The organism is Snodgrassella alvi, assembly GCF_002777425.1.
Taxonomy (GTDB): Bacteria; Pseudomonadota; Gammaproteobacteria; order Burkholderiales; family Neisseriaceae; genus Snodgrassella; species Snodgrassella alvi_B.
The window spans coordinates 1-3,978 of record NZ_MDVC01000110.1; the positions used below are offsets into that span (position 1 = coordinate 1).

Genomic DNA, 3,978 nt, shown 5'->3' on the forward strand with positions numbered 1-3,978 from the left:
CCTCTGAAATGCAGGAGCTGGTTACAGTGAATCAGGTTGTGGTTGCTGTATTCTTCTCTGCGTTTGCCTGTCCAGGTATTTTTTTACTAGTACACTCCTAATTAATTCAAGTTTGACTGGCTCTTATTCGTTAAAAGCATCTACCCTTGAGTCATTCCTAGACCCATAATACCTTCTGTTTTATCTAAGTCATACTCCTAAATAAATACAAAATAATTCCTTACATTGGATTTTTAAAAATATATTTAATCAATCATAATTAGATTATTTAAATTAAAACAATGATTGATATATCTGATGCTTAGTTATTATCTTGCTTTTTCCAGACATTTAATCGTATTTACGCTAGAATTCTAGTAATTATTACAATGGATATTTGTCCCAATTATTATCAAACTTATCATATACCTCTTTTTTATCAATACGCCACTCATGTTTTTTGTAATGCAAGGTATAACGAAATTGACTTTTTGCACGATTTTGTTGTTGAGTGTAAATAACTACTTTATTACCTTTGAGTTCTTCTATTTTTAGTATCTCTTCATCTGGTGAGTACTCTGGTGGGTTTCCACAAGATAATGCAGCTTGTCGACCATATTTTCGCTCTTTTTTTGTACAAAATTTATTAAATATAAAATTCAAATCTTTAGTCATTTGTAAATAAGCTTCTTCTGAAGAATCACTTTTTAATTTTGGATAGCAAAGTATTTCCCAATGATTCATCGCAATAATAAATTCTTTTAATATATTTTTCGCAATTTCAATATCCATTTAGTTTACCTAATTTTTAAAAATATTATTTAACACATTCTTCCCATTTTGAAAAACTGAGTATTCTATTACGGTTGGTCTTGTGCCTCCTTTGCCATAAATAAAATTCCATTTAATATCCACGGTTCCATGCTCTTGAATATACTGTTTAATTATTTTTTCAAAAGCTCGATATTGACCACGATTTATTCCTTTTAACTGAGGGAAAACATTATCTATACCTCCTGAACCTCCTAATATTTTCGCTAAAATATGTCCCGCATCATCATCTGCGTTACCTAATCTTCTGGCAAATGCTCTTGAAGAAGGATTAGTTGCTGTGCCTGAGCCTATATCAGCTCTTGAAACTGTCGCTTTTGCTGAAAGAGGTTGACCCTGTGCTCCTCGTTTAACTTTTACTTCACAAATCCACCCCCACGGATCAATCCAAGTCAACCCATTAGGCGCATACTGATACAGATTAAATCCACCCAGCAACCCAATCGGGTCAGGCTGAGTAAATCTACCTATATCCGGATCATAATACCTGAACGTATTGTAATGTAAACCAGTTTCTCTGTCTAAATATTGTCCTTGATATCTGAGGTTTTGCTCTATGGGTTCGTGTTCGATTTCATGAATCCGCTTTCCCCACAGCTGAAAGCTGCATTCCCTGAGTATTTCGCCGTTTGCATCGGTAAGCTCTTCCGGACAGCCGTTCAGATCGGTGTGGAAGTACATGACCCTTTCTGGCTCGTTACTTCGTTTATCTATCCGTGCCAGTGGTTCGTAGCTGTTCTGGTCGGTATAGATATACAGGCTGGTGGGGTGATTCGGGCCGGTTTCCTGAATCATTCTTAACCCGTCCCACAGGAAGCGGGTACGGTTGTAGGGTTTGCCTTCGCGGTCTAACTTCTGTTTTTCGATGCGTCTGCCAAGGGCGTCATAGAGGTAGCGGTATCGTTCGGTTTTGTTGAGCTGTTCGATGCGTACTTCAGTCAGGCGGTGGTCAGCATCGTAGTGGTAGTGCTGGGTGGCGCCGATGGTCTGTTTGCTTTGGGTTCTGCCGTGCTCGTCGTAGCGGTAGTGGTGTCCTCTGAAATGCAGGAGCTGGTTACAGCGAATCAGGTTGTAGTTGCTGTAGTCCTCTCTGTATTTGCTGTCCAGCAGGTTGGCAGCGGCATCGTATTGCAGGGTTTCCCAGTATCTCTGGTTGCGACAGCCTTCGATTCTGCCGGTGTGATCATAGCGGTAATCGGTCTGCCCGTGTTTACTGTGTTTTTTGCTTACCAGCCGGTCGAGGTTGTCGTACTGGTAGCTGCGTTCGATGAGGATATCGGGCAGGATGGGATTCTGATTGCGCTGTATCTGTTTGTGTTGCAGACGGCTGTTACGGTCGTATTTGAACTGGGTGTTCAGGCGTCCCTGGGTACGTAATACTTCGCGGTGCAGGTTGTCGCGTTCGATATCGCTGATGATGTGGCCGTCGATGTTTATCTGGTGCAGGTGGCCGGAACCGTAATACAGGCTGTTGATGGTGCGCCCATCCGGCAGGGTGGTGGCGATGCGGTTGCCCAGTGGGTCGTAAGTAACTCTAGTTGTAGTTTTAAATCTATTTAGAAGAATTTATTATTCGCATCGTGATCAGTCGCATCACCACCTGTACCAGTAATTGATGTCATATTATCAACAGTCCAAAATCATCAATTAGGACTAGTAGTTATCTATATAGTCCTACTTCTACTTTCCATCTATCAAATTATCAAACGCTAAAATAAGATAATGATCGGGCTGGATGTAAGTCTGTATTATGACGATAAAATTAAAGGTTATAGACAAATTTTTGCTATTTAATTTACGTTTGAACTAGCTCATAAAATTCTAAAAATGAATGATCAAAATCAAGTGATAATATTTTATTTTTAAGTCTTTCTGAAATAATAATATTAAATGCCCCATCCCATTCATTTAAACAAAATGCATCTAAATGTTTAGGAATTTTATTTTCGTGGATAGCTGGTTTTAGAAAAAAACGCCCACGTTTTGATTCCCATTCTTTTGGAACATAGCCTGATGGCCATAAGTCTATTTCAGATAAATCCCAGTTAACACAATCAACACATTCAAAAGGGTACATTATTAAATATGCTTTTTCTGGCTTCTCACTATCAGAAATAGGAATTAATTTAACACCATTACCCGATATATTGTTTATCCTATTAATTTTACTATCAAAAAGGAGATATTTAGCTCCAATTGTACTTATTGGTGAGAAATAACCATCCCTTAATTTTTTAAAAAAAAGTTTTTTGTTTGTAGGTATTTTTATTAAAGACAAAAAATCAACGGGAATTACATTACCTCCATCATCAATCAACTCATCACGTGGAATAATACATCCTCTCCACTTTTTGCTGTTAACATTTGGATTTAGTTTAAAGTATTTCATTTATTAGTCACTCTTAGTTAATATTTTATTTAACCATGAATTTGGGGTCACAGCTTCTTTACCAAGTTCTGCTAAAGCTTCTTTAAATGCTTCTGGACTTTTATCACTAGCTTGTTTTAAACGTTTATATATTTCTTGATGCATTTCTTCTGGGTGTGGACCTTTATGTCCTGGAACATCTATTTTATTTAATGGATCATTAAGAACATCTTTTCGCCAATTTCCATTCTTAATGTAACTATCCCTTAAAATAGTACAGCTCTGAAGTAGAAAATTCTCTTTATTAACCCACAGAGGATTTAATCATGAAAAAAATGACTGAACATCAAATCGTATCTATTTTAAAAGAAGCTGAAGCCGGTATTCCTGTTAAAGAACTTTGCCGTAAATATGGTATCGGCAACTCGACTTTTTATAAATGGCGGCAAAAATACGGTGGTATGGAAACCTCCGATATCAAACGTTTAAAGGAACTGGAAGCTGAAAACCGTAAGCTTAAGCAAATGTTTGCCGAGCTCAGTTTAAAATCTCAGCTTCAGGAGGAAATCATAAAAAAGCTATAGTGCCTACCAAGGCACGTAAAGCTTGGGCTGTGCAATTACAAGAAAGTCATCCTGTTACTATTGCTATGAGCTGCGCAATTGTTGGCTTAAGCCGCTGTGCTTACTATTATCAACCTAAATTACCAGATGACTCGGTGATTGTGTCAGTACTCAGTGCTATCACTGACAGGCATTTACGCTGGGGCTTTCCCAAGTGTTTTAATCGTATCAGAAAGC

General features: G+C 37.9%; 6 protein-coding genes and 2 pseudogenes. 4 read left to right on the forward strand and 4 right to left on the reverse strand.

Annotation, left to right across the window (positions count from 1 at the left end):
• Positions 1 to 363: 363 nt before the first annotated feature.
• Positions 364 to 771 (reverse strand): NTF2 fold immunity protein, encoded by a 408-nt coding sequence (locus tag BGI33_RS11250; RefSeq protein ID WP_100089913.1) that lies wholly within the window; start codon positions 769 to 771, stop codon positions 364 to 366.
• Between the two features lie 9 nt (positions 772 to 780).
• Positions 781 to 1,605 (reverse strand): RHS repeat-associated core domain-containing protein, encoded by an 825-nt coding sequence (locus BGI33_RS11255; RefSeq protein WP_100091291.1) that lies wholly within the window; start codon positions 1,603 to 1,605, stop codon positions 781 to 783.
• Positions 1,606 to 1,755: 150 nt separating this feature from the next.
• On the opposite strand from BGI33_RS11255, the gene BGI33_RS11260 reads away from it, so the two are divergent.
• Both BGI33_RS11260 and BGI33_RS14405 read left to right on the forward strand, forming a co-directional pair.
• Positions 1,756 to 2,187, forward strand: a complete 432-nt coding sequence (locus BGI33_RS11260) for a hypothetical protein (protein WP_144235431.1) — start codon at positions 1,756 to 1,758, stop codon at positions 2,185 to 2,187.
• Positions 2,188 to 2,196: 9 nt separating this feature from the next.
• Positions 2,197 to 2,370 (forward strand): hypothetical protein, encoded by a 174-nt coding sequence (locus tag BGI33_RS14405; protein WP_257378943.1) that lies wholly within the window; start codon positions 2,197 to 2,199, stop codon positions 2,368 to 2,370.
• A 235-nt stretch (positions 2,371 to 2,605) separates the two neighbouring features.
• Here BGI33_RS14405 and BGI33_RS11270 read toward each other — a convergent pair whose 3' ends face one another.
• Both BGI33_RS11270 and BGI33_RS11275 read right to left on the reverse strand, forming a co-directional pair.
• On the reverse strand, positions 2,606 to 3,199 hold the full coding sequence (locus BGI33_RS11270) for a hypothetical protein (RefSeq protein ID WP_065610589.1): 594 nt from the start codon (positions 3,197 to 3,199) through the stop codon (positions 2,606 to 2,608).
• A 3-nt stretch (positions 3,200 to 3,202) separates the two neighbouring features.
• Positions 3,203 to 3,493 (reverse strand): AHH domain-containing protein, encoded by a 291-nt coding sequence (locus BGI33_RS11275; protein ID WP_100089935.1) that lies wholly within the window; start codon positions 3,491 to 3,493, stop codon positions 3,203 to 3,205.
• An 11-nt stretch (positions 3,494 to 3,504) separates the two neighbouring features.
• Here BGI33_RS11275 and BGI33_RS11280 point away from each other — a divergent pair.
• Both BGI33_RS11280 and BGI33_RS11285 read left to right on the forward strand, forming a co-directional pair.
• Positions 3,505 to 3,727: pseudogene (locus tag BGI33_RS11280) on the forward strand (transposase); the annotation flags it as partial.
• 34 nt (positions 3,728 to 3,761) lie between these two features.
• Positions 3,762 to 3,978, forward strand: a pseudogene (locus tag BGI33_RS11285) (IS3 family transposase); the annotation flags it as partial.